A 23,840-nucleotide genomic window follows, 5' to 3' on the forward strand; every position below is an offset into this window, starting at 1 on the left:
AATTATTAACTTTATAATAATACCTATTCAAAAACTATGAAACTTTTTTTTGGAGAAATTAATAACGGAAAAGCAATCATCAACGATGAAGAACAGCAGCACATCGTAAAAGTACTTCGAATGAAAGATGGTGAAGCAATTCACGTAACTGATGGAAAAGGAAATCTCGCTTCTGGAAAATTAGTGATAGAAGGTAAAAAAGCAGGGATTGACGTTGCTGAAATCAAAAGTGAAACTCCAGATTTCAGTCCAAAACTTCATATTGCGATTGCTCCGACAAAAAACATTGATCGCATTGAGTTTTTTGTTGAAAAAGCTGTCGAAATGGGGATTTCTGAAATAACCATTCTTCAAACCGAAAAAACAGAGCGTAAAAATCTGAATATTGAAAAACTGAGAAAACAGGCAATTGCAGCGTCAAAGCAAAGTTTAAGATTTCATTTTCCCGTCATTAATGATTTGATTAAACTGCCCGATTTTCTTAAAAATGTAGATTCAGAAACTACTTTTGTTGCGCACTGTAATGAAAATTTAGAAAGAATACAATTAAATAAAATTCGAAAATTCGAAAACTACACTTTTCTGATTGGTCCTGAAGGTGATTTTTCAGATAAAGAAATTTTGTTTTTGGCAGAGAAAGGAATTAAGGCAGTTTCGTTGGGAAATCAGAGATTAAGAACGGAAACTGCAGGAGTTTTTGTTGCGGCTTGGAATTATAATAAGATGATTTAATCTATCCAGTTATATTTAAGTTTGATTTTCTCAAATTTTACTTTTCCATTTTTAATGAAATATTCTAATGAGTCATTAGTTTCAATATTTTCAAAAGAATATCCTTTTTTAACATCCGAAATAGTGTCTCCCTGGATTTTAAATTCGTAAAATTGATACGATCTCCCAATTCCTCCTTGAATGTAAACCATTCGCCAAAGTTCATTTTTCTTTTCCAACAATCTTAATTGTCTAAAAGGCACATTAGGTTTGACAACAACGTCTGTTATATTGAATTCTTCGTCAGGATTTGCGATATTGATTTCGCCATTTTCTGCCGCTTGAAAAAAATCTTTAATCTGTTGCGGAATTTTATACTTGTCATTAAAAACAATCCATTCTAAATCCTTTGTATCGTCTGGATTGAACGTTTTAATATCAGAACTGTCGATGTTTACAGCTGTAGAATCAATCGCTATGACTGTTGAATGATTTTTCGAAACAGCCTGTTGGCTTTTCCTTTCGCAAGAAAAAATGAATATCAAAACAATCAGCGAAAGTATATTTTTCATCAAATAAAATTCAAATTATTATCTTTTTGATATTTTTCTAAAATCTGCTTACCACTTTTCACAGAATTTACCGCCCAACGAATCTTCATTCTCAATAATTTCTCTTCGTTAAGTTTATAATCAATACCAGATTTCATCAGTTTTTGCTTCAGTTCATACATACAAAGTGATGCTGCAACAGAAACGTTAAAACTTCTCGTAAAACCATACATGGGAATTGCCAATGTTTCGTCTGCAAAATCCAAAATCTCCTGAGAAACCCCTTCCATCTCAGTTCCGAACACCAAAGCTATCGGTTCTGTAATTTCATATTCAGGGAGCATTTTTGCGTTGTTCTCTAAAGAAACGACGACGATTTTATAGCCTTTATCTTTAATTTTCTGGAAAGATTCCATGTTTCGGGGAAGTTTTTCTACGTCCACCCAAGTATCGGCTCCTTTTGTGACTTTAAGGTTGGGCTCGAAATTATTTTCTTCCTGCAAAGCCACGACTTTATGAAAACCACAAGCTTCTACAGATCTTACGATTGCCGCTGCGTTTCTAAACTGATACACATCCTCCAAAACCGGAAGTACAAAATCTGAACTTTCGGGAGCGAAATGTTCAATTTTCTGCAATCGTTCATCTGTTAAAAACTGCTTTAGGTACTCGTAAGTTTTTGCTAAATCTTCCATCTATTTTCTAATCTTTGCAAATTAACGTAATTTTGAAATTCTGAACCTGAAAAGAAACTCAAAACTTTTAATTTAAATTTAAAATGAAGCGAAAAGTCCTTCTGATTTATACCGGTGGAACGATTGGTATGGAAAAAGATTACGAAACCGGCAGCCTACGTGCCTTTGATTTCGGAAATATTTTTGAGAAAATGCCCGAAATGAAACTGATGGAGTGCGAAGTTTTCGTTCATCCTTTCGCAAAACCGCTCGACTCTTCAGATATGGGACCTGAAGAATGGAGAATGATTGCAAATTTAATATTCAATAACTATAAAAAGTATGATGGCTTTTTGATTCTCCACGGGACAGACACCATGTCATACACCGCTTCTGCATTGAGTTTTATGCTAAAAGGTTTAACAAAGCCAGTGATTCTTACAGGTTCACAACTTCCGATTGGAGATTTAAGAACGGACGCAAAAGAAAATCTTCTGACGAGTTTGTATTACGCAAGTCTTTACGAACAAAATGAAGCCGTGATTCAGGAAGTTGCGATTTATTTTGAATATAAATTATTGAGAGGAAACCGTACCTTAAAGTATTCTGCGGAGTACTTTGATGCTTACGCAAGTCCGAACTACCCTATCCTAGGACAATCTGGAGTTCATTTAAAAATCGAAAAAGATAATCTTTTCCGATGCGATGACAGAATTGAGTTTCATGTAGATGAACATATTTCTGAAGATGTTCTGTTCTGGAGAATTTTCCCCGGAATGAAACTGAATCATTTTAAAGAAATTCCGAAAATGAAAGTTTTGATTTTGCAGGTTTTCGGTTCAGGAACCATTTTCAGCAATGCAAAAACATTGCAAACCCTCCAGGAAATCAGGAGTAACGGAACCGAAATCGTGGTGGTAAGTCAGTGTATTTCAGGAGGAATATCTTTTGGCAAATATGAAAATAGCAATATATTCTCAAGAATCGGAGCCATTAGCGGAAAAGATATGACGGCTGAATCTGCAATTACAAAAGCAATGCATTTGATTGATAATCCTAATTATATAGGAAGTTTTTCCGATAATTTCTCAAGAAATATTTGTGGAGAAATCAGTGAATAAGCAGATTAAGAATTTGCTAATTCGATAAAATAGCCTATTTTTGCAGTCTTCAAAACATAGAGAGGTGTCCGAGTGGTTGAAGGAGCTACCCTGGAAAGGTAGTATGCGGGTAACTGTATCGAGGGTTCGAATCCCTTCCTCTCTGCAAGAGCGTTGATTTTCAACGCTTTTTTTGTTTTTAATACACCCTTATTTTCATAATTAAAAATAAAATTTGGTGTATTCAAGGCTTAAAATACTGTAACGTTTAGTATGAAAATTTAAATCTCGCATATCGAACTTTAAACATCTCTATTAATAGTTTTAGATTTGTAAAACTGAATGGCTGTATACTAAACTAGATCTTAAGTATTTCTAACATAATTAGTTTAAAAATATTTTAAGTGTTAAAAAAAATAAACTCTCATTTCTGAGAGCTTATTCATTTAAGAAAATTCATCCAATAATAATTATTCCATGATGAATTTCTGCTGACCCGAGCTGTGCTATCTTGAGTATCGATTACATACATTCCATTAACAAATCTCGGAGAACAGAATCTTCAAAATTTAAATTATTTGCTAATTCTTAATAAATTTAGATTTAAACAAATCTTTTCCTTTATCTTCAATAACAATCATATAAGTACCTTTTGTTAATGCTGAAACATTAATTATCCCAACATTTACATTTCCCCTACTTACTAACTGCCCTGCAACGCTATAAATTTTATATGTTGCTTTATCTGAGACTTTTGTTATGTTTAAGAAATCTGTCGTTGGGTTGGGATAAATATTCATATCATTCTTGATACTTGTCTCAGATGTTGACAACGGAGAATTAGAAATAGTAACTCTGCCGTTACCTGTAGTATCAGGATTGGAAACAAAACCGGTTTGACCAAACTGTATAGTTACACCACCCGTTACACCGCCAACGTAGGAAGAACCACCGCCGCTGGCTCCTCCCCAGTGACCACTACCACCACCATAATATCCACCGCCACCAGCAGTACCGCCCAAAGTTCCTGTATAATTTCCACCGGTACCTAATGCTCCAGCAGAAGAATAACTAGGTATCCCTCCAGTTGCAGATGTACCTCCTGCGGTTTGACTTCCACCACCACCTGCATAAGTTACTCCGCGACTGCTTCCTCCATTACTTCCTGTCGCACCGCCTCCATTTCCTCCATTTCCCGTATAAGTACTATAACCGGTACCGCCGCCACCGCCGCCAGCAACAATTATTCTGTCCGCATAAGTAGTATTTTGAGTAGTTCTGATATCAGTTCCACCACCGCCAGTTCCTCCGTTATAACCGGTACTAAATGAGCCTAAACAGCCACCGCCACCATTCCATCCCCCTGGTGTTGAGCTCGTTACCGTGCTTCCTTTACCTCCAACATAAATATAATAAGTTGTAGAGGCAGCAACCACTAAAGTTCCTGTACTATATCCACCTTTACCGCCTGTTCCTTTAAGAGCATCTCCGCCATCAGCTCCCCACATTTCTATCTGATATGAACCGGCAGCAAGCGTTACCGATTGTACAGTTCCTGTATAAGAGAAAGTCTGTGCCTGCACTTGAGCAACATACAAAATCGCACCGAATAATATTAAAAACGAGGCTTTAGTTTTTAATCCCCATATCTTAAGCTTTGATTGTTGTGTAATTTTTTCCATGATTTTAAATTTAAAGTATTAAACATATCTTCAAACCCATTGCTGCCATTTTCACCGTTAAATTGGTGATTTGGTTAACAACTAGAGGCCTTCATATAAACAGCCACTATATTTCATGACAGATCTACAGCAGCAAAATCAGATGGAGAATATATCCATTGTCTGAAATTGGGAGTTTTCTCACTTGTAAATAACATTGTATTGCTTGTACAATGAGCACTACTATCATAACGCAACTCAAAACTTTGCATTGATAGTAAAATGGATAGAAAAAATAAGTAGATTTTTTTCACATTATAAAATTCTTATTGATTAAAGTTTATTTCCTGTTGTTGATCTTTAGGATGAATTAAAGAAAAAAGGATCTGTAATGTTGTAAAGATGTTGTTTCATAGACTACATTATTTAAATGTTATAATGTAAATTTAACAAATTTATATATCATATCTAACTAAAAATTAAAGATATACAAAAAAATATTATGAAATATTTAACAAAAAATACAAACTCATATATTCTCTATTCTGTGAATTCTATTCTTAGACTTTAAAAAAGCCCTCTGCTACAGCATTATCATAAGAATTTTTCTTTACTCCCACACTTCGCATTATGCTTTTTCCACGTCTTGAAGTAGATCCTGGTTACACATATCCATCAACACTTCAGAGCCTTACTATCTGAAAACACGTTGATTTTCAGCGTTGTTTTGTTTTAAATATCCAAAATTTTATTGAAAAATTTCCAAAATATGACAAATAACGTATGAGTTCTGATATTCTTCACCCAAACACACATCATCATTCCATTAAAACAAAAACCAGATGAATGATCTGGTTTTATGCTTGAAATACATTCTGATAAAATGCATTTCGACAATATAATGATGTATGAATGTTTGGTGTTTTAATGAAAGACTTCTCACCTAGCCCTGATTGCAGCGACATCCTTTTTCTGAATTGGCTTTTCAAAAAAGCAATGGCAGAAAAAGATACAGCGGAAAACAGGATAGAGCTCCTAAAAAAATCAGTTGCAAACCGTAAGGAAGGTCTGATTTCTCATGTGGATTTTAATCATCGCTTCAGATCTTAGCTCGCTGTATATGCTTTTTTCAAAAGCTTCAACCGCTTTCAGTTTGTAATCGATAAAATCTGCAATTCTCACGACCGAAAAGTAGAAATTTCTGTACAAAGCCATATCGACTGTACTTCCAAAATGAGGCAGAAATGCTTTTAAAAACGGAAGTTTTTTCTGATGTACATTATAATCCGGACAATAGCCTGTTTTCTCTTTTGCCGTGATGATTTCATAATGATTGATGTAATTCAAAATCGTTTCATTTTCTTTCATTGAAATCTTATTCTTCTGAAAGTAATAATGAATTCTGTCTAAAATATGTTGGGCATATTCCATCATACTGATGGTTTTCAGCTCAGAAACATTGTTGATGCCGGTTTTGAAGCTTTTTGCGTTAGTGTGATTCATATTGAATGAAATCCCGAAGTTTTCATGATATGGAAAAAAGCAGTTTTTCACTTCAATCATTGCATCTGCCTGCAATCTGTTCTCAGAAAAGTTGTAACACAGATACGGCTTGTACATCTCTTTTAGATGAAGCAGAAAATCTGTTTCATTGGTGTTTTGATCGTTTTCAAACCACTTTTCTAGATTGTTATAATATTGATTTTCGAATTCTCTGAAACTTAAATAAAACGGGATTTCCATAGCTCTTAATATTTTATACTGCAAAGCTATAGGTGTAATGCGACAAAACTTGACGTGTTTTATTTTGGAATTTAATTTTATTAAAAAAAGTCCGGCTCTGAAAACAGAACCGGACTCCACGATTGAAATAATGATATATTAATAAAAAAAACTATCTTATTTCCAGCCGCCGCCTAAACTTTTGTAAATGTCGACAACGGTGCTTAACTGCTTTTCTTTAGCTTCAATCAACTCCATTTTTGCATCTAAAGCGTCTCTTTGGTTTAATAAAACTTCCAAATAATCTGCTCTCGAGTTTTTGAAAAGTTGATTCGCAATATCGATGGACTGATCTAAAGCCTGAGTTTCCTGAGATTTTAACTGATAGTACCGATCGATGTTTTTCACTTTCGACATTAGATTTGAAATATCTAAATAAGCATTCAGAATAGTTTTATCATATTCGTACAAAGCCTGAATCTGTTTTGCATCTGCTGTCTGAAAATTGGCTTTGATCGCACTTTTATTGATCAGCGGTCCTGCCAATTCGCCAACTAAACTTGTAGCGATTGACTCGGGCAATTTAACCAGATAAGAAGGTTTAAATGCTTCCAATCCTAACGTTGCTGAGATTTCCAAAGATGGATAAAACTCTTTTCTTGCAGCTTCAACATCCAGTTTAGCTGCTTTTAATTCCAGTTCTGCCTGCTTAATATCCGGACGGTTTGCCAATAACTGAGATGGAATTCCTGTATAAACTGTCTGCGGAATAATCGACATAAAACTTTCCTTCGTTCTCACAATCGGTTGAGGATAACGGCCACAAAGCGCATTGATCTGATTTTCTTTTTCAGTAATCTGCTGACGGATTGTGTATTCTGTTGCTTTTGATTTTGCCAGTTCAGCTTCAAACTTTTTCACCGCTAATTCGGTGGCAGCTGCTGCCTGCTTCTGTATTTTTGCAATTTCTAAAGCTCTCGTCTGCAATTTAATATACTGTTGAATAATATCCAGCTGATTATCCAACGCCAATAGTTCGTAATAATTATCTGCCACTTCTTCGATCAGATTAGACAGAACAAAATTCTTCCCTTCCACCGTTGAAAGATAATGCGCAACTGCAGCATCCTTTTCAGTTCTGAGTTTTTTCCAGATGTCGATTTCCCAATTGGCCATCAAACCTCCTTCGAAGTTCCCAAGCGGATCCGGCATTTCTCTTCCAGGTTCTATTTCAGTGGATGCGTCTCCGGCTCCCGTACTGGTGTATCGACCTACTTTTTCAACTCCGGCTCCTAAACCTGCTCTTACCGATGGGCTTAATCTTCCTTTTTTGGCAACTATTCCACTTTTGGCAATCTCGATTTCCTGAAGCGTAATCATCAATCCCTGATTATTTTTCAAGGAAGTTTCGATTAAACTTACTAAATTGGGATCTGTAAAAAACTGTCTCCACGGTGTAGTTCCGCTGTTGGTATTTGCATCCTGCTCTTCGTTTTGATTAAAATTCTCAGGAATTGTATTTTTTACTTGGTCCTGAATAACGGTCGCCATAGGCGCCTTACAACTTGCTAAAACAAGCGATAAGGCAATGGCTGCTATATATTTATTATAAATCTTCATGTTTATCATCGTGTTGGTAAGGTTCTGTTTGTTCAGTTAAAGGATTTTCCTCTTCATATTTTGCGAGTCGGGATTTGTCGGCAATGGTTCCGAAAATGTAGTATAACCCCGGAATAATCAGCAGTCCGAAAACAGTTCCGATGAGCATTCCTCCCGCTGCAGCGGTACCAATCGTTCTGTTTCCAACAGCTCCCGGTCCGGTTGCCATGACCAAAGGAATCAATCCTGCAATGAATGCAAATGAAGTCATCAGAATCGGTCTGAAACGGATGGCTGCTCCCTCGATCGCCGCCTGCGCTACAGGAATTCCTTCTTCTGCTTTTTTCTGAACGGCAAATTCAATGATCAATACGGCATTTTTACCTAAAAGGCCGATTAACATGACCATGGCTACCTGTGCATAGATGTTGTTTTCCAATCCTAATAGTTTTAAACATAAAAATGCTCCGAAAATACCAGTCGGTAATGAAAGAATTACCGGTAAAGGAAGAATAAAGCTTTCATACTGCGCCGAAAGAATTAAATAAACAAATCCTAAACAGATCAGGAATATGTAAACTGCTTCGTTCCCACGACCCACTTCGTCTTTTGAAATTCCTGCCCAGTCAATTCCGAAACCTCTTGGTAAAGTTTTATCGGCAACTTCCTGAATGGCTTTAATTGCCTGTCCGGAACTGTAACCCGGAGCCGGTGTTCCGCTCACCTCAGAAGAGTTGTACATGTTATGTCTTGTGATTTCAGAAAGACCATATACTTTTTCCAAATGCATGAAATCTGAATACGGAACCATTTGATCTTTATCGTTCTTCACATAGAGCTTCAACAAATCACTGGGCAAAGCACGATATTGCGGACCCGCCTGAACAATCACCTTGTAAGGTCTGTCGAAACGGATAAAACTGGTCTCGTAATTCGAACCTATTAATGTCGATAAATTATCCATTGCTTTTTCAATGCTTACGCCTTTTTGTTCGGCCAGATCATTATCGATTTTCAACATATATTGAGGGAAACTTGCAGAATAGAATGTAAATGCAGAACCTAATTCAGGACGTTTTTTCAATTCTTTCACAAAATCGGTACTTACCTGCTCCATCTTCTGGTAATCACCGCTTCCTGCTTTATCCAAAAGTCTCAATTCAAATCCCCCTGCGGCTCCATAACCAGGAATAGAAGGTGGCTGGAAGAATTCAATATTGGCTCCAGGAATATTTTTGGCTTTTTCTTCAAGCTTTTCGATGATTTCGGCGGCTGATTCTGAACGATCTTCCCAACTTTTAAGGTTAATCAAGCACGTTCCAGAATTTGAACCGGTTCCTTCCGTTAGGATTTCGTAGCCGGCCAATGAAGAAACAGACTGCACTCCGTCGATATCTTCAGATTCTTTCAAGAGTTCTTTGGCAATCTGATTGGTTCTTTCTAACGTAGAACCCGGCGGTGTCTGAATAATTGCATAAATCATCCCCTGATCTTCACCCGGAATAAATCCTGAAGGCAGTGAGTTGCTTAAAAAGTAAGTACAGGCACAGAAAATCAATAACAAAGGAAGCGTGATGAACTTTTTAGTTACTGTTTTCTTCAGTAAGTTCTCATATTTCCCGGCACCTTTGGTAAATACGTTATTGAATTTATCCAGAAGAATCGTAATTGGGCCTCTTTTCTTAGCTTTTCCGTGGTTGTTTTTTAAGATTAAAGCACATAAAGCCGGAGTCAATGTCAATGCGACAACTCCCGAAAGAATGATCGACGATGCCATTGTAATTGAAAACTGACGATAGAAAACACCAACCGGACCCGACATAAATGCCACCGGAATAAATACAGCGGCCATCACCAAAGTAATTGCGATAATAGCTCCGCTAATTTCATGCATCGCTTCTTCAGTCGCCTTTAATGCGGAAAGACCTTTCTCTTCCATCTTGGCATGAACGGCTTCAATCACCACAATTGCATCATCGACGACTACACCGATTGCCATTACCAGAGCGAAAAGCGAAATCATATTTAATGTAATTCCAAAAGCTGACATCACTGCAAAAGTTCCTACCAATGAAACTGGAACGGCAATCGCCGGAATCAACGTTGAACGCCAATCTCCCAAGAATAAAAACACGACAATCGCTACCAAAATAAAGGCTTCAAACAAAGTATGAACTACCTTTTCAATTGATGCATCGAGGAATCTTGAAACGTCATAACTGATATCATAATGCATTCCTTTCGGGAAATTGGTTTTCTCAAGATCAGCCATCAACGTTTTTACATTTTTGATAACATCACTTGCGTTAGATCCGTATGATTGTTTTACAGTAATTGCGGCAGATGGTTTTCCGTTTAATGTAGAGTAAATATCGTACATTGAAGAACCAAATTCGATATCGGCAACATCTTTTAACCTTACAAATTCCCCAGCAGATTTAGCTTTGAGAATAATATTTCCGTAATCTTTTTCATTATTAAAACGTCCTGGATATTTTAAGATATACTCAAATGACTGAGAACGCTTACCAGAACTTTCCCCAGTTTTTCCTGGTGATGCTTCCAAACTTTGTTCGTTTAGAGCTTCCATCACTTCATCTGCTGAAATATTGTAAGCTGTCAAACGGTCAGGTTTCAGCCAAATACGCATTGCATATTCACGAGTTCCTAAAATATCGGCAAAACCAACCCCGCTTACCCTTCTCAATTCAGACATTACGTTAATATCTGCATAGTTGAAAAGGAATTTCTGGTCGGCTTTCGGATCGTCACTGTACAGGTTAATGTACATCAACATATTCGGTTCTTCACGGGTAATTTTCACTCCTTCACGAACGACCAATGGCGGAAGTTTATTGACTGCAGATGAAACACGGTTCTGAACGTTAACCGCTGCAACATTGGGATCAGTTCCCAAATCAAAAACTACCTGAATGGAAGTTTCACCGTCATTTCCGGCGTCGGAAGTCATGTATTTCATTCCGGGGACACCATTTAAGGATCTTTCAAGAGGAATCACTACGGCTTTTACGAGCAATTCATTATTCGCTCCTGGATATGTGGCGGTGATATTAACTTTCGGTGGAGAAATGGCGGGAAATTGTGTAATAGGAAGTTTCATTAATGATAAAACTCCCATAAAAACAATAATCAGCGAGATGACGATTGACAGAACAGGTCTGCGAATGAATTTCTTAAACATAATTCCTCTATTCTGCTTTTAATTTTAAATTCTGAAGAACCTTCTTCGGATCTTGGAATTTCACTTTTACTTTCTGATCATCTTTCACTTTCTGAACACCTTCCAACAGGATTTTTTCATTAGGAGAAATACCTGAAGAAACTACATAAATATCAGGAAGCTCATAGGAAACTTTGATATTTTTAGATTTGGCAACGCCATTTTGATCAATCACGAAGACATATTTCTGATCCTGAATTTCGTACGTCGCTTTCTGTGGAATGATTAAAGCATTTTTAAGAGGTAAAGTCATACGCACTTTTCCAGTCTCACCATTTCTCAAAAGCTTCTCAGGATTTGGAAATTTGGCTCTGAAAGCAATATTCCCTGTTTCGTTGTCAAACTGACCTTCAACGGTTTGAATTTCACCTTGCTGGTTAAACATTTCACCATTTGCCATCATCAAACTTACATTTTGGCTGCCACGATCTGCAACATGGGTCTGATAATTAAGATATTCCGGTTCAGAAACATTGAAATAACTGTAAATATTGGTATTGTCTGAAAGTGTTGTCAAAAGATCACCTTCATCCACCAAACTCCCCAACTTCAAAGGAATTCTATCGATAACTCCTGAAAACGGAGCTTTAATATCTGTAAAGGAAAGATGAATCTGCGCTAATTTCATTTCGGCATTAGCTGCATCTAACTTAGCTTTAGCCATTGATCTTTCATTTTTAGAAACAATATTATTGTTGGCAAGAGTACTTGCATTTTTCAATTCGATAGAAGCCTGTTCTACTTCAGCCTTTGCTTTGAGTAATTCTGCCTGATAAATCTGTGGCATAATTCTGAACAATGTTTGCCCAGCTCTTACATATTGACCTTCATCAACGTAAATTTTTTCAAGGAAACCTTTTTCCTGTGCACGAATTTCAATGTTTTTCACCGACTGAATCTGTGCGACAAAATCTTTGTTAATAATCGTATCCATTTTTACTGGTGACGTCACCGGATACACAGAATCTTCTTGTTTTTCTTCTTTTTTCCCATTGCAGTTCGCAAGTAAAAGAACAGCGCTTAAGACAACGCCTGAGACAACTCTTTTCATCATAATTTTAGAGTGGTATAAATCGTTAAAAGTTTAATTTGAAAAAATTATTTAGGTAAATAGTACATTGTGAAATCAGAGAACACAACGCATATCTTTTCCGGACTAGATTTAGAACAGAAAAATAATCGGAAAATAAAATTTTAGATCCTGATTGAACGAATCAGAATAAAGGTTTTTACAGAATAATAATGCTGTGAAAATTGAGAAATAGAAGGTTGAACCCTTTTTTTAAATAATAATCCAAATGAGTAAATCAGTCCGAAAACACTTACAAAAAATACGATTGCCTGTGCCGTATCGGATAATTGAAAGTCTTCTTCTGCTAATTCAAAAGAAAAATTGTCGGCACTGTCTGATGCCTGCTGTGTAGAAAATTTATGTACTGAATGATTTGCCTGATTTGTTTTTTCAGGATAATTATGAGAAATATGCCCGGAAAAGTCATTGTACAAAGTTTTGACATTAAGCTTACTCTCCACTACAAATAGCAGAAAAAGGGCAGTCAAAAGATATACAATATAGTTTCTCATTTCAAGTTGCAAATGTATGTCTAGATTTTTATAGATAATTCAGTATTAACAAAATTTAACTCTCCTTAAATTTAACTACAAAAGTGAATGAGAGAACCATATTTTTACAATTAATTGAAAAATAGTATAGTAAAACAAGTTCAAAATTCTTTAAATTATTAAAATTTAACATATTTTAAAGAAAAATAATTGTAATTTTGACAAACCATCACAACAAGTATGAAATCTTTTAAAATCACAAGTAAAAATGAAAAAGTTAATTTTAGGATTTTTTATAATCCTCACGTTTACAGCATGTAAACACTCAGCAAAAGATCCTGACGTCACAATCGTAACTCCTGAAGCCGTTTCTAAAGACGAAATTACAAAAGAGACAATTGCTGACCGTCATGGTGATGAAATGGAAATTATCATGAATAATACCAAAGAAATTGTCACTGTACACCTTAACGGTAAAACTTATAAGCTCAAAAAAAATCAAGAATCAACCGGATTTTCTACAGACGATAACAAATATCTCTTCACGAATACCAAAAATGAAGTTACCTTTCTCCAAAAAGATGTAGATATGGTATTATTTCACGGTAAAAAAAATCAGGCTGATACTAAAATGGCCTCACAATAAAAAAAAAAGACGCTTATCCAAGCGTCTTTTTTTTTTGATTTAAAATCTGTCTAAACAAATTTCTTCAGGAAGATCTACATTACTTTCTATAAAATCATACAGACTCTTAGAGAAGTAGCAACCGTTAAGAATTCCTCTTGCTCCAAGACCGTTAAATACATAGAGATTATGATGCTCGAAATGTCTTCCAACAATGGGCCTGCGATCTTTCACAGTTGGTCTGAAACCAAAATGGACTTCCTCTATATCAAAATCATTCGGATAAAACTCAGATAAACCATTTCTTAACTGCTCAACCGCAGATTCATCAACATGCTCATGCAGTTGATCTCTATCGTACGTGCCACCATAAAAATATAAATCATCATTTAGTGGAAATAAAAAATGCTTTTTCTTGATGGTGATATTTTCGTGGATTGGCATAGAAAGACGTATTCTAATGTGATGTCCTTTATTTGGAATCACCGGAATATCTGAAAAATATGGATTGTTTTTAACAGCCATTCCCTCGCAGAAAATAATCTTGCTAAATTTGATATTCTGATAAGTAGATTCATCAATATTTAACTCATCATAATAAAATTTCTCTTTGATAAGCTGAGCATTATTCTCGTGAAACGTCAGTAGATCACCGAAAAATCCATTTACATTCAATCTAGCTGACTGATCTACTATTCCCGTGTTAAAATCATTTCTCACCCCTTCTACGCTCTTGAAATTTTGATTCAAAAAATTAGACAGTTCTTCGGTTTGTGCCTTTTTTGACCATAATCTCTGCTCATTTTCATCATGAAAAATTCGGTGAATTGAGGCATCAATTAAATAGTTTACACCTGTATATTTTTCAATTTCTGCAAGCGAAATTTTAAGAAAATCTAACTGTTCCTGAGCCCGCCAAAAAGTGGTGAACTTTTTCAGTACCACAGGATTTACAATTCCTGCAGATATTTGAGAAGCGCTTTTTCTTCCTTCAGAAAAAATAACGAATGACTTTTTATTTTTAGTTAGCTGATGGGCGAAAAAAAGAGCCGCGTATCCGTCTCCAACAATAATATAGTCTACATTTTTCATAATAAAAAAACCTGAGTAAAAGTACTCAGGTTTTTTATAAATATCAAGTGAAATTTAGTAATTCCACATATCATTCTCCATTTGAAGAATCTGTTCTTTGATTTTATTGCTTTCTTCTAACTGCTCTTCAGCATTTCTAGGGATGTAGTCTTTAATAACGCCATCACCTAAACCGTTTGAAGATTTATAGATTACAGAAGAGAATCTTCTAGCATTGATAATATCATCAAAAGATAATTCTGCAGATGAGTTCTTTCTGTTGAAAACATAATTGTTTGCTAAGATATCTCTAGCTTTTGGATAATAGACCCAGAATAGATCTACAAGATCATTCGCACCTTCCATCGGCTTACCTTCAGCATCAAGTCTTCCTTGAGAAGTTGGATCCGGACCCATCGCAGCTATACCAAGAGGTCTATATTTCATTTGACCATCTCTTTTGTCAATGAACCACATTCCCATAATCTTTAAGACTTTTACTTTTTCAGTAGTCGTCCTGATACGGTCTGTAAGTCTCACTTTTTCCTCTTCAGTTAACTGTCTACCTGAATTGAGAATCTCAATCGCTTCATCATCAACCCTTACACTTTCCAATTTTTTCTGAATACCTTCAGGAGATAATTTTGTTGTAAAGTTTTCGTCATCATAAACTTCTTCAATCTGACCATTCATTGCAGCATCTAAAAGAATCTGGTATAGAGATCTTGTATTTTTGGAAAGTAATCCATTAGGATTATCATAATAGAATGGCTGATTGATCTTATCATTCATATCTATTATTTCCCATACCATCATACTTTTCAAGATGTCTTTATCATCTACAAATCCGTACTCAAGTGGTGTTACTTTATTACTAATAACAGTATCTCCCACTTTTCTCATATTTTCAGATCTCATTTGTCTGAACTCTTCTGGAGAAGAAGCATTTAGAATAGTTTGGGAAAATGCAAACCCAGAAGCTAAAACTAAAAGACTGCTAATATATTTTTTCATAATATGATTTTACAAATTATCTTATTGAACATTAATTGTCACAGGAGAAATTTCTTTCAATCTCTGATTTCCTAAACCTGTCGCTGTTGCCTGAATATCATAAATCTGAACAACATCACCAGCTCTCAAGTTTCTAAGTAATCCTTCTGCAGCAGAAAGTGAGTTACCTTGAATCATCGTTCCAGCTCTTCCCGGTAGTTTTAGTATGAAACTATTAACAGTAAATGAGACAGGGAAATCAAAATCAGGTAATGTAGCAGCTACAATCTGATTTGGAATTGAAGTTAGTGGCATAAAGTTTACTGCTTTACCTCTAATCTGCCCTTGTGGTTTCGGAATACCTTTAATTCTGTATTCAAATACCTCAGAAACAGTTCTACCATTAGGATCTGTACCAGAAAGCGTTAACTTAATTGTGTTTCCTGCTGAAGGAGTCACAGTCCATTTACCTTTACCTGTATTTTTAACTACTGCTCCAGGAGCGGAAAGTGATAGTTTAGAATTATCCGCACCCAAAATAGATCCTGTAACAGGGTTTTCCAATCCTCTATACATTACATTCATCTTATCAGCAGAAAGTATAAGTCCTTGCTCAAGTTTCACTTGCTGTGGACCTGCAATCACATTATAAGTATGCGTGAAAGGGAATTGCTGAGCTTTTCCTGTCGCATCCGTTAAAGTAATTACACCACCGATTTTTCTCTCACCAAGACCTCCTGTATTTAATGGAAGATATCCTTTACCATTCTCCTGTCTGCTTACACCGCTGATGCTGATTTTATTACTGTTAGAATAAGTTCCTAACATAATAACCGCTTCAGCTTTTTTGCCAGACTGAATGTCTGAAGGTGCAGAAACAATCGCTTCATACTGGTTAAACTTAATGCTTGCATCTACTTTTTCCTGAAGCATTAATGCTAATGCATCAGACTGTACGTTTCTTGCATCATTCTGAATAATTTCTAAGTTTGAAATCGCAGCGATAAGCGGCTGATGATAAAACTTATTCTGAAACCAAGTTTTCCCGTTTGGTGATTTTCCTTGAGGATATTCAGCAACAATAGATCTGTTTGCTCTGTCAACTAATTTCAATAACTGAGGGTTATTTCCAAAAGTAGCTACAATATAAGATCTTACATCATCCATTTTCTTTTTAAGCTCTAAAGCTTTAGGAGAAGGACTATTTTCGTCACCTTCCTTAAAGAAATATTCTGTAGTTGCTTCATTGTTATTCAGTGCAGAAAAATTCTCACTGACATCCATATCTTTTCCAGTTTCAGGATCTTTATCAAAGAATTCAGAATTCTTCTTTAAAATCCCCTTGATTTCTTCAGCAGAACCAACTAAACCATCGATTTTGCCTTTTAAAACTTTGTACTGTTCCCAAGGCTGAGCATAAGTATCAGGAACCTGCTGAGCTTTTGCCTCTAAGGTAACCTCAAAAATATCCTGATTTTTATCTTCAGTTAAATGTCTTGTTTCATTTAATGCTCTTGTAGAATCGTAATACGATCTGATGATTTCAACATCAATGTTTAGGGCCATCATTGCGATGAACACCAAATACATTAGGTTGATCATCTTCTGACGTGGAGTCTGTTTTCCTTTTGCCATTCTCTTTTCTTTAGTTTTTTATTAAATTAATGGTTCGGAATTATGACTTCATTGCAGTTAACATACCACCGTAAACTCTGTTTAAGCTATTTAAGTTTGTTGTTAAACCTTGTAATTCTTGATTAAATTTCTCAGAATGCTCAGCTGACTTTTGCATATCTTCAACATATTTTTTTGCAAAATCAGATTGTCTCTGACCGCTTTCTAACTGCATTGCATATAGAGCATTCATGCTTTCCATGTGTTGAGCAGCTTTATTTAACTGGTCGTTATATTTATGAGTAGAAGCAGAAACATCAACAGTTTGGTTGATCTGATCTACTGAACTTGAAAACTTATCGATTCCTGTTCTTAATCTGTCGAATAACTGTACATCTAATTTAGCATCCTGAAGCATCTTATCTAATTTACCAGATAAAGAGTTTTCTAATTCAGCAAAATGATCAACAGTATTTCTAGAAGAAACATTAGAATGCAATGGGTTTGGGTTTGCATGCTTATCTAATAACTCAGGATAAACATTTTCCCAATGGTAAGACTCTTCAGCTGCTGGAGGGTCAAAAGCGAAAATAATAAAGATAATTGCCTCTGTAACAAGCCCTACTGTAAGTGCAATGTTACCATTAATTGGGCCAAATGAAATGTGAGTAATTTTAAGCCAAGCTCCAAGAATTACAATTGCAGCACCGAATGAATAGAAGAAATTCATCCAAGCATCTTTAGTCTTAAACATATAAGTTAGTTTTTTTTAATATTAAATAAAATTGTTTCCGAAAATAATTGATTGAAAAATTCTTATCTGTTAACTCTTTTTGCTTTAACAGCAGCTTCAGGAATATCCTGTACTGTTCTGAATCCGATATAACTTCTTGCAGAGTCTTTCAATTCGAAATCTCTAGCACCAGTCATCAACATATATCCAACATCTTTCCAAGAACCACCTCTTACAGATCTCTTAGCATCTTCTTTATCTTTTGTAGAAGGATTTAAAGTAGAAGAGAAACCGTATGAAGAGTTGTTGTAAGCAGATTCGGTCCATTCAGAAACGTTTCCTGCCATATCAAACAATCCGAAACTGTTTTTCTTGAATTTTTTCACAGGAGCTGTATAAGTATAAGTACCTAACTTCTCATCTTCCATGTAATTACCTCTCTTTGGCTTGAAGTTTGCAAGATAACAACCTCTGTCATCCATCAAATAAGGACCACCCCAAGGATAAGTAGCATTTTGCTTCCCTCCTCTTGCTGCATATTCCCACTCTAGTTCAGTTGGAAGACGGAAGATCATTGGTCTTTGTTTCTTTCTTTTTAAACTTTCGTTATAATCAGATTTCAATTTTGATCTGAAGTTACAGTAAGCTCTTGCCTGATCCCAAGTTACCCCAACTACAGGATAATCTTTGTAAGCTTTATGCCAGAAATACTGCTCAAATAAAGGTTCATTATAAGTGAAATGGAAATCTTTAACCCAAACTGTAGTATCTGGATAGATGGCGATGCTTTCACTTCTAAGGTAGTTAACACCTCTTTCGTTTTCAGCAAGAGCAACATCCATATCTCCCCATCTGTAATTATATTTTAATTTACTAACATCTAGAAGTCTTTCGCTACCAACTCTAGAAGAAGCCGGTAAATACATAGATTCTAAAACTTCAGCATATTCAACATCAGGATATTTAGAAGTATTCCAATGTAATGGAATTTTCCAGTCTAATCTTTTTGTATCATCAAAACCATCTCTACCTCCTGCACCTTCAAGATATTCCTGATACGCAGTAAGATTCTCTTCTTTTTTTGCAAGGTAAGCATAGTCTCCGATGCCTGTACCTTTACCACCTCCTTCACCACCTTCTCCGGCAGCTTCAGCTAGCATAGTTCTTGCAATAGAGTCTCTAACATAGTTGATGAACACTCTGTACTCTGCATTTGTAGTTTCAGCTTCATCCATAAAGAAAGATGAAACAGTTACAGTTTTCAAAGCTGCTTTTTCAGGACTGTCTGTGAAATCCACATCAGCTAAACCTGCAACGAAAGATCCACCTGGAATGGCAACCATACCATACGGTCTTTCTGCAACAAATGATTTTGTTTTTTCTCTAGGTATCAATTCCCCTTTTGTTCCTGGCTTCCCTACAGAAGAAGATCCACCACCTGAACAAGATACCGATGCTACCGACGCAGACAATAATAAAAGAAATATCCTTTTCATGTTAATTTTTATAATTAAGCCGTAAATATATAATTTTTTTAAGAAACTTTTAAGATTTTTTTTAGAATAACGAAAAAAATCTAAATTTATTTTATTTGCAAGTATTTTTACTCTACAGTTACAGATTTCGCAAGGTTTCTCGGCTGGTCAACGTTAGCGCCTCGGTAAACTGCTATATAATAAGCTAGTAACTGCAAAGGAACGGACGCTACTATAGGTGAAAAACACTCTGATGTCTCAGGAATCTCAATTACGTAATCTGCCATAGCTTTTACCTGAGTATCGCCTTTATTAACAACAGCTATCACTTTTCCTTTTCTAGCCTTAATTTCCTGTACGTTACTTACAATCTTATCATAATGACCCTTCTTAGGAGCTATGATAACGATAGGCATATTCTCATCAATTAATGCAATAGGCCCGTGTTTCATTTCTGCTGCCGGATATCCTTCAGCATGGATGTAAGAAATTTCTTTTAGTTTTAAAGCACCTTCTAAAGCTGCAGGATAATTGTAACCTCTTCCTAAATAAAGGAAATTAGTTGTACTGATAAAATCTTTTGCAATCTTTTGTGTAAGCTCATGAGTAGCTTCTAAAACTTCTTCTATTTTTTTTGGAATTGCATTTAATTCAGTTATTAAGCTCATGAATTCTGCGGTTCCTAAATTCCCGTTATGATTCCCTAACTTCAATGCGATAAGAGAAAGGATGGTAAGCTGAGCAGTAAATGCCTTCGTAGAAGCAACACCAATTTCTGGGCCTGCATGTGTATATGATCCAGCATCAGTAATTCTCGCAATAGAGGAGTCAACAACATTACAAATACCGTAAATGAAAGCTCCCTTTTCTTTTGCTAATTTTAATGCTGCCATTGTATCAGCAGTTTCTCCTGACTGAGAAATAGCAATTACAACATCCTTATCGGTAATAATTGGATTTCTGTATCTGAATTCAGATGCATATTCAACTTCTACAGGAATTCTCGCAAATTCTTCAATTAAATATTCACCAATCAGTCCTGCATGCCATGAAGTTCCACAAGCGATAATAATAATTCTGTTCGCATTCTTGAATCTTTCAAGATGATCCCAGATTCCGGCCATTTTTATGATTCCTTCATCCACCAGCAGTCTCCCTCTCATGGTATCATGAATCGATTTTGGCTGTTCGAAGATTTCTTTAAGCATAAAATGCTCATATCCACCTTTTTCTATCTGTTCTAAATTCAATTTTAACTCTTGAATTTCAGGAACTATTTTAGAATTATCATTTATCGTTCTGATGTCAACACCCTTTTCCAAAGAAAGAATCGCCATATGACCTTCCTCTAAATAGATAGCTTCCTTGGTAAATTCAACAAACGGAGATGCATCAGACGCAATAAAGTATTCTTTATCACCAATTCCAATTGCTAAAGGAGAACCTAATCTTCCAACAACCAGAACTCCTGGATAATCTTCATGCATTACTGTAATAGCATATGCACCATAGACTTCGTTTAAAGCATATCTTACTGCGGTAGGAAAATCTGTCTCTGCATTCAAATCCATAAAATATTGGATAAGATTCACCAAAACTTCAGTATCAGTTTCAGATTTGAAAGTGAAACCTTTATCGGTAAGCATTATTTTAATCGTATCATAATTTTCGATGATACCATTGTGAACGATTGCAATTTTACCACTGTTTGATAAATGAGGGTGAGAGTTTCTGTCACTTGGCACACCATGTGTTGCCCAGCGTGTATGTCCCATACCTACTTTTGCGAATCCTTTTAATTTGCTGGAAATATTAACCAAATCATCAACTTTACCTTTTGTTTTTTCAACGTTGAATGCATTATTCTCACCTTCCAAAACAATCCCAGCACTATCATAACCTCTATATTCCAGTCTTCGAAGCCCATTAATAACTATATCGTAGGCATCCTGAAAACCTGTATAACCAACTATTCCGCACATAATTTATTGAGTGTTTTTATTTTTTATTTTGTACTGTAAGTAACTTTTAATTTAATTTTATCAGGATTATTAGGATCAGATCCTACAAAAACTGCTCTTTGTGTAGAAAAAGCTCTTGAAGTATAGTTATATCCTGCTAAACCACCTTGGGAAGATTCTAAGAAATTTGCTAGATCTATTTTGAAGTATTTTTTAGTATAATCTGTTCCAGACTCAACAATATCTTTCAATGACTGTGTAACTGTGAAATCATAATAAGCAGGATTTTTTTCTAAATCATAGACTCTCATATAAAGAAAATTAGGAGTGCCAGATAATAAAAGTAAATCTTGCGTGAAATTTGTAGTCTCTTTACCATCTTTGAAATCTTTTTGCAAAATGGTAAACCCTTTATCTTGAGGTTTTTGATATTTATTATCCCAAGCCGTACGGTCAGTGTGCATTCTTATTTTAGCACTGATAATCGCAGCTTTATTCTTTTGATATAAATTTTTCAAACTATCAATTGTTTTCGTAGGAAATTTAATTCCAATAGAATTCCCTCCCATTCCCTGAGCGAAAAGCTTTTCATCACCAGTATTTATATTACCAATATTTCCTGCCTGTGATAATGCAGAGTTACTTCTGTCGTATGTATAATTACCTATATGTACATTTCCGCTTCCAACTGAAAATGCATATTGCTTTTGAGTACTTGTAGTGGCACCTGTATCAACTGATTTATAATACATTACTAACTCAACAGCTGATGGTGAAAACTCAACCAAATATCCATTAGATTCATTAACTGAAATTTTTAGACCTCTGAAGTATCTGATAAAGGTTGAAACATCCTTTAATTCAGGCTGGCCTTTTTTATCAATAATTTTCGTTTTAAAGAAACTTGCAGACAAGGGTATTCTAAAGCCTACCCCTGAAGAAAATAATGAACTGTTATCTGAATCTTTAGTAATGGTAACAGAATTCACATATCCGTTGAATACTTTAGAGCCTAATACCTGTCCTATTGCATATGGGGTATTAGAATAAGCTATATCATTATATCCATTCAAAAAGTCAGTAACTTCATTTACTGTAACTGTTAAATTACCTCCATTGAATTTCGTTCTTCCAAATTTTTTAGCAGGATATGTATTCACTACTTTTTTAGCAGCAACTGCCCCATCCGGATAGACATAATTTTCATCTGTAGTTGTTTTCAAAGAATCAGAAGCCGATTCATAAAGAGGTTTGACAACCAATACTACAGAGTCAACCACAGCATTTGCTCCAAAATCAGGGTCGTAAACAGGAAGTCTTACCTGTGTTAAATAAGCAGCTTTCTGCATTCCAAACTGACCTTCAGAAAAAGCACCTAAAACAGCACCTCCAGCACCTCCTATTAATTTTGAAGCATCACTTCTGATACTGTCATTATTATCAAGATTGTATGCAATAAGATCATAAGACACTTCATTACCATTTGCTGCTCCGTCTAGAAATAATTGTTCACCAAGAGAATCCGGTTCAGGTTCGCAATTGTAAACTAACATCCCTCCAAAAATCACCATCAGAAGTATAGTGAAGGTTTTTTTCATATTATAAATCATCAAAATATTCTTTTAATATAGTTTATTGATAGAATCTACATCTAAGTACTCAGACTTTGAAGTTGTTGTTTCGTTAAAGGCAATATCTAAATCTCCTTCCAAAAACTCGTCCCCTTTTACGACTTCATCCACATACTTCATACTCTCAATTACAAAACTTTGGAAGCTGGGAGTATTTAATGCTTCTAATCCTGAAATATTATCAAACTGCAATTTTTCTGCAATACCTTTATCCAGAGGGGCGTCCTTTTCGTTATATAACGAAAGAACAATTTTCGCATCCTTAAAATAAGTATCAGACTGGTAGAACGTTTTTAAATAGACAGGAATAAAAGAAGCCATCCATCCATTAAGATGAATAACATCCGGTACCCAGTTTAGCTTTTTAATCGTTTCTATAACGCCTCTTGCAAAGAAGATTGCACGTTCGTCATTGTCAGGAAAAGCTACGCCTTCATCATCAAAATAATATTGTTTTCTTTTGAAGTATTCTTCATTATCAATAAAATAAACCTGCAGCCTTTCTCCCGGAAGAGAAGCTACTTTAATAATAAGGGGTTGATCTAAATCGTTGATAATAATGTTCATCCCAGAAAGGCGAATCACCTCGTGAAGCTGAAATTTTCTTTCACTTATTTGTCCAAATCGTGGCATAAAAACTCTTACATCATTGCCTTCTTGGTGCATTTTAAGTGCCATTTTGTTTACCACTGTTCCTAAATTGGTATCTTCCTGATAAGGGTACATTTCTGTGGTAATGTACAGTATTTTCTGATTGGGCATATAATTTTTATATAATTTTAAATAATGCTATAAGTTGCAAAATTACAAAAAAACATCCAACATTAGTGTAATTAACATTTTTTTACGATAATCACTACGGTTGAACTAGTAATTCGTGAAAATTAATACAAGATATTTTAGTATTTTTGAATT

19 protein-coding genes and 1 tRNA gene are annotated in these 23,840 nt (G+C 35.4%); 4 read left to right on the top strand and 16 right to left on the bottom strand.

The genetic code is table 11. The annotated features are described in order from the left end of the window. The first annotated feature begins 36 nt into the window (after positions 1-36). Entirely contained in the window at positions 37-732 is a 696-nt protein-coding gene (locus AR685_RS11390; protein WP_059124640.1) for an RsmE family RNA methyltransferase, read from the top strand. Here the strand turns inward: AR685_RS11390 and AR685_RS11395 are convergent. Together AR685_RS11395 and AR685_RS11400 are read right to left on the bottom strand one after the other, a co-directional pair. After that, positions 729-1,283, bottom strand: coding sequence for a hypothetical protein (locus AR685_RS11395; protein WP_059124641.1), 555 nt, complete (start codon positions 1,281-1,283; stop codon positions 729-731). The genes AR685_RS11390 and AR685_RS11395 overlap by 4 nt on opposite strands. Further along, complete coding sequence (locus tag AR685_RS11400) at positions 1,283-1,957, bottom strand: TrmH family RNA methyltransferase (RefSeq protein ID WP_047446673.1); 675 nt, start codon at positions 1,955-1,957, stop codon at positions 1,283-1,285. Before AR685_RS11400 ends, AR685_RS11395 begins: the two co-directional genes overlap by 1 nt. Positions 1,958-2,040: 83 nt before the next feature. Here AR685_RS11400 and AR685_RS11405 point away from each other — a divergent pair, with 83 nt between their 5' ends. Next, the gene (locus AR685_RS11405) at positions 2,041-3,057 is read left to right on the top strand and encodes an asparaginase (protein WP_047446675.1); all 1,017 of its coding nucleotides are present in this window, start codon (positions 2,041-2,043) and stop codon (positions 3,055-3,057) included. A gap of 58 nt (positions 3,058-3,115) precedes the next feature. Next, a tRNA-Ser gene (locus AR685_RS11410) sits at positions 3,116-3,202 on the top strand. Between the two features lie 415 nt (positions 3,203-3,617). Here the strand turns inward: AR685_RS11410 and AR685_RS11415 are convergent. From AR685_RS11415 to AR685_RS11440, 6 genes are all read right to left on the bottom strand, one after another. Next, positions 3,618-4,718, bottom strand: coding sequence for a glycine-rich protein (locus AR685_RS11415; protein WP_059124642.1), 1,101 nt, complete (start codon positions 4,716-4,718; stop codon positions 3,618-3,620). 1,023 nt (positions 4,719-5,741) lie between these two features. Next, a complete protein-coding gene (locus AR685_RS11420) occupies positions 5,742-6,440 on the bottom strand; it encodes a hypothetical protein (RefSeq protein ID WP_059124643.1) in 699 nt (232 codons plus the stop codon). Positions 6,441-6,596: 156 nt separating this feature from the next. Then, complete coding sequence (locus AR685_RS11425; RefSeq protein ID WP_059124668.1) at positions 6,597-8,039, bottom strand: TolC family protein; 1,443 nt, start codon at positions 8,037-8,039, stop codon at positions 6,597-6,599. After that, a complete protein-coding gene (locus tag AR685_RS11430; protein WP_047446682.1) occupies positions 8,026-11,220 on the bottom strand; it encodes an efflux RND transporter permease subunit in 3,195 nt (1,064 codons plus the stop codon). Before AR685_RS11430 ends, AR685_RS11425 begins: the two co-directional genes overlap by 14 nt. A 7-nt stretch (positions 11,221-11,227) precedes the next feature. Beyond that, positions 11,228-12,310: an efflux RND transporter periplasmic adaptor subunit gene (locus AR685_RS11435; protein ID WP_059124669.1), complete on the bottom strand. Its 1,083-nt coding sequence runs from the start codon at positions 12,308-12,310 to the stop codon at positions 11,228-11,230. Between the two features lie 143 nt (positions 12,311-12,453). Then, positions 12,454-12,843, bottom strand: a complete 390-nt coding sequence (locus tag AR685_RS11440) for a hypothetical protein (RefSeq protein WP_047446684.1) — start codon at positions 12,841-12,843, stop codon at positions 12,454-12,456. Positions 12,844-13,090: 247 nt separating this feature from the next. On the opposite strand from AR685_RS11440, the gene AR685_RS11445 reads away from it, so the two are divergent. Continuing rightward, positions 13,091-13,468 (top strand): hypothetical protein, encoded by a 378-nt coding sequence (locus AR685_RS11445; RefSeq protein WP_047446686.1) that lies wholly within the window; start codon positions 13,091-13,093, stop codon positions 13,466-13,468. A 39-nt stretch (positions 13,469-13,507) separates the two neighbouring features. Here the strand turns inward: AR685_RS11445 and AR685_RS11450 are convergent, their stop codons facing one another. The 8 genes from AR685_RS11450 to AR685_RS11485 form a co-directional block, all read right to left on the bottom strand. Further along, positions 13,508-14,539, bottom strand: a complete 1,032-nt coding sequence (locus tag AR685_RS11450; RefSeq protein ID WP_047446688.1) for an NAD(P)/FAD-dependent oxidoreductase — start codon at positions 14,537-14,539, stop codon at positions 13,508-13,510. 54 nt (positions 14,540-14,593) lie between these two features. Next, entirely contained in the window at positions 14,594-15,532 is a 939-nt protein-coding gene (gene gldN, locus AR685_RS11455) for a gliding motility protein GldN (protein ID WP_059124644.1), read from the bottom strand. Positions 15,533-15,553: 21 nt separating this feature from the next. Then, positions 15,554-17,146, bottom strand: coding sequence for a GldM family protein (locus tag AR685_RS11460; protein WP_059124645.1), 1,593 nt, complete (start codon positions 17,144-17,146; stop codon positions 15,554-15,556). A gap of 40 nt (positions 17,147-17,186) precedes the next feature. Beyond that, a complete protein-coding gene (gene gldL, locus AR685_RS11465) occupies positions 17,187-17,879 on the bottom strand; it encodes a gliding motility protein GldL (RefSeq protein WP_047446694.1) in 693 nt (230 codons plus the stop codon). Between the two features lie 62 nt (positions 17,880-17,941). Beyond that, positions 17,942-19,354, bottom strand: coding sequence for a gliding motility lipoprotein GldK (gene gldK, locus AR685_RS11470; protein WP_047446696.1), 1,413 nt, complete (start codon positions 19,352-19,354; stop codon positions 17,942-17,944). A gap of 107 nt (positions 19,355-19,461) precedes the next feature. Continuing rightward, positions 19,462-21,315 carry a glutamine--fructose-6-phosphate transaminase (isomerizing) gene (gene glmS / locus AR685_RS11475; protein ID WP_047446698.1) on the bottom strand — a complete coding sequence of 618 codons (1,854 nt, stop codon included), beginning with the start codon at positions 21,313-21,315 and terminating at the stop codon, positions 19,462-19,464. Positions 21,316-21,338: 23 nt separating this feature from the next. Continuing rightward, a complete protein-coding gene (locus AR685_RS11480; protein WP_059124646.1) occupies positions 21,339-22,892 on the bottom strand; it encodes a DUF4270 family protein in 1,554 nt (517 codons plus the stop codon). A 24-nt stretch (positions 22,893-22,916) separates the two neighbouring features. Continuing rightward, positions 22,917-23,687 carry a glycogen/starch synthase gene (locus AR685_RS11485; protein ID WP_047446702.1) on the bottom strand — a complete coding sequence of 257 codons (771 nt, stop codon included), beginning with the start codon at positions 23,685-23,687 and terminating at the stop codon, positions 22,917-22,919. Between the last annotated feature and the right edge of the window lie 153 nt (positions 23,688-23,840).

It is taken from the genome of Chryseobacterium sp. JAH (genome assembly GCF_001507335.1).
Classification (GTDB): Bacteria; Bacteroidota; Bacteroidia; order Flavobacteriales; family Weeksellaceae; genus Chryseobacterium.